This is a genomic window from uncultured Aquimarina sp. (genome assembly GCF_947492115.1).
Taxonomy (GTDB): domain Bacteria; phylum Bacteroidota; class Bacteroidia; order Flavobacteriales; family Flavobacteriaceae; genus Aquimarina.
Genome location: NZ_CANLMM010000027.1, coordinates 1 through 3,641, shown reverse-complemented (window position 1 = coordinate 3,641; position 3,641 = coordinate 1). Strand labels below are relative to the sequence as shown.

The 3,641-nt window shown below is 30.9% G+C and carries 3 protein-coding genes; all 3 read left to right on the top strand.

The window, feature by feature from the left end:
- Nucleotides 1–658, top strand: a 658-nt coding sequence (locus Q1A73_RS24280; RefSeq protein ID WP_299611358.1) for an SMI1/KNR4 family protein, incomplete at its 5' end; no start/stop codon positions are given.
- A gap of 222 nt (nucleotides 659–880) precedes the next feature.
- Complete coding sequence (locus tag Q1A73_RS24275; RefSeq protein ID WP_299611355.1) at nucleotides 881–1,624, top strand: AraC family transcriptional regulator; 744 nt, start codon at nucleotides 881–883, stop codon at nucleotides 1,622–1,624.
- Nucleotides 1,625–1,689: 65 nt separating this feature from the next.
- The gene (locus Q1A73_RS24270) at nucleotides 1,690–3,159 is read left to right on the top strand and encodes a S41 family peptidase (protein WP_299611352.1); all 1,470 of its coding nucleotides are present in this window, start codon (nucleotides 1,690–1,692) and stop codon (nucleotides 3,157–3,159) included.
- Nucleotides 3,160–3,641 lie beyond the last annotated feature (482 nt).

Sequence of the window (3,641 nt, the reverse complement as noted above, 5' to 3'; positions counted from 1 at the left end):
AGTTAGCAACCAATGCGCAAAAAAAACCAAAAGCAGGGTAACATTTTGCCCTGCTACGACACATATATTAAACGTTGGCAGTAAGTCGAAAAAAATGAGCAAAAAAGAAATTTATGAATATGTAGACAAGTCATTATCTAGCCTTAAAAATGAGAACTGGATGTTTATTCCTCATTCTAATATGCCGCCTGAAATGATTGATAATGATGTTAAACAAAAAAGTGACCGAATTCCTTGGAAAGCTATTTCAAGTAAAGTAACTGATGAAGATATTCTTGAATTAGAAAATCAAATAGGACATAAATATCCTGAACTTTATAAAGACTTTTTGAAGTATAAGCATTTCTACGAATTGGAAAATATTGCGGAGATAAGATTCTTTAAACATTGTGTTAGAGATTGGAAGACTACGCTAACAGAATATTATTTTAATTATTGGGAACCTGAAGAATTAATTAAAAAAGGATTTATTCCTTTTGCAGACTACAGTGACTGGGGAATTGTTTGTTTTGACACAAACCGAATGAATAATAAGGATTGTCCAATTGTTATGTTTGACCACGAAACTCTATATGACGAACCTGTAAGTTTTGAGGAACTATATAATGACTTTAAATCCATGGCTCGTGAGTTGCTCAACGAATTGAACGAACAATAAAAACCTACTGCCAACAATGGCTAAAATTAATACGGGGTTGGTTTTTAATCCAAAGTTTAGTGTATTTTTATTAAGTCCGCCAAATCTTTTGATTTGGCTTTTAAAATGAAAAAATTAAAACAAAATAAAAAGTTTTGGCTAAGTGCTTAATAGGAAATTAATCGCCTATTTATTCCCGTACTAACCTTAGCCGAAGCCGTTACCTGCAAGCCAAAGAATACTGTGAATAAATTATCATTCAAGAACCAAAAAGAAGCTTTCCCTCTTCATTTTCATCCCGAATTTTGCATATCGATGATTAAAAATGGTGTTGAACTTATAAATATTCGGGAAAAACAATTTGTAGGAAATGTGGGTGACATAACTATAACGCATCCCTACGAATTACATTCAAATCCTATATATTCTTCAACTAATTTGTTATCATTCGACACTTTATATATTTCTGATGAAATGGTGAGAGGAATACTTCCTTTAGGACAAACCTTATATTTTGAGAATAGAGTTATACGGAATGATGAATTGAATGAATTATTTGAAAGCCTAATGAATCTTGAAGCTAGTCCTGACGACCCCTTACTACAACGATTTATTTTGCATTTATCCTCTTTTGGTGAATTAACCGAAACATTAAAAATTAAAAAACCACTAGAATACTGGAATAGTATTGACACTTACATAGAACAGAATATAAAAAAAAATATATCTCTAGAGCAATTAGCAGATATAGTAAATCTTAATAAATACAGCTTTGCGAGAAAATTTAAAGAAACGACAGGTATTTCACCAATACATTACACTTTAATGAAAAAAGTTTTTCATTGTAAAAAGACGATAACAAAGACATGTTCTATTACAGAGAAAGCTTATGAGTATAATTTTACCGATACTTCTCATTTTTCAAAATCATTCAAAAAATTTATTGGAATAAGACCTAAAACCTACCAAAAAGAGTTTTTGACTTAAAAAGTCAATATTATACCAATCAAGGCAGTATAATTTTCTTCTATTTGTCAAAAATCAATTAATAAATGAAGAAATTAATACTGACTTTAACATTATTCCATTTCTTTTCGATTACTGTTGCGCAAGACTATGGTCCTCTTAAAAAAATCAACAAAAATTTACTTCTAAGAGATTTAGAATTACTTCATCAAGGTCTTGACAAACATCACTCAGGAATGTATTGGTATACGCCTAAAGATAGTGTCGATAGTGCATTTAAAGATGCAAAGATGAAAATTAATAAAGATTTAAATGAAATTGAATTTTTTAATGTTGTTGCACCTTTAGTTGGTCTTTCAAGAGAAGACCATACTAATATCGAATTTTCCGAAGAAACAGAAACCTTTTTAGATAATGAGGCACGGTATCTTCCGTTGAATGTCATTTTTCTGAATAAGAAAATGTATGTCGCCAAAGAAAGTAACCTGTATAATAAACCTCTTCTCGGTCACGAAATTTTGAGTATTAATGATAAAAATCCTTTACAGTTAGTAAATGAACTCGGAGAGCTTTTTGCATCTGACGGATTTATTAAAGCAGTCAAATTTTCAGATTTATATGGGTTTTCATTTTCAAAACATCATTTTCTTAAATACGGTTTTATAAATGAGTATGATATAGTGGTTAAAGATTCAAATGGTTTGATTAATAGGCTAAAATTAAAATCACAAACACTTACAGATTTCAGAAACAGCTTAGTCGATAATGAAAAAAGAAAAACAAATAAAGAAAGCCTAGAGTTTGAAATATTGAATGACACTATAGCATATTTAGGAGTTCATACGTTTTCTAACGGCCTATACAAACAAAATGAAATCCATAAAAGCCTATCAAAGTTTTTAGAAGTAAGCTTTAAGACAATCAAAGAATCAAAGATTAACAATCTAATTATAGATGTAAGTAACAATGGCGGTGGAAATGAGGGCAATGAAAATCTATTATTTTCTTATATCGCTGATAACTACCAAAAATATGAATCTGTTTGTGCAAAAAGCCAAGTTTCAGTTCTTGACAATGGTATTGACAAACCTATAAAACTTAAGACTTTCGGGTTCTTTGAACGGATTTTCGCAAATGATAAAATGACTGATGGAAGTTATTGTCGAAAACCTAATAAGGGATTTGGCTTAATGGCTTACAAGAAAGAGCCAAAATATAAATATAACGGTAAACTTTTTGTCATAATTAGTCCTATAACTTATTCTGGCGGTAGTGAATTTTCAAATATGATTAAAACTAGTAATCGAGGGATTTTTGTTGGCGAGGAAACAGGTGGTGGATATTATGGAAATACAAGTGGCTATAGTAGCGAATTGGTTTTACCACATTCAAGATTATTGATAGACATACCATCACTAAAATTCGAGATGAATGTACAGAGTGGTGAATTTGGAAGAGGAGTAATCCCTAATTTTAAAGTTGTTCCAACTATCACCGAATACCTTACAGGACAGAATATTCCGATTGAATTCATAATTAATAAGGCCAGCAGGTAACAATGTATATAAAAAATAGGGCGATTATTGCTAAATCCAAAGTTTGTGTTTGTTTGTAAAGTCCGCCACATTTTTAATTTGTATTTTAGAAAAAATATAAAAATAAAACAAAAAATATGGCTAAGTGTAAGTCATAAAGTAAGTGCTTTTAAACTGCCCTACTTTCCATATACTAACCGTTATCTGTGCATTTTAAGAATCTGAAAAGTAAAACGAAAGCAACGAACGGTTAACCACCCAATGATCTGAGTATTTTTGTGATGGTTAAGGTCTAATCGAAGAAAAAAACGATAAAAAACCAAAATTGAGGAGGATTACGGAGTAGTAACGTGCTAAAAAATCGCTTTTTTGGCTGATCAGCTTCTGACGAAAAAAGTTCAGGTCCATTTAGTAAGGTCTGTCACCAATCCAATGATTGCAAGGTGATCGCGAGAAGGAAAAAATAAAATTAACGGAGTAATAACGCAAGTAATATCACCTTG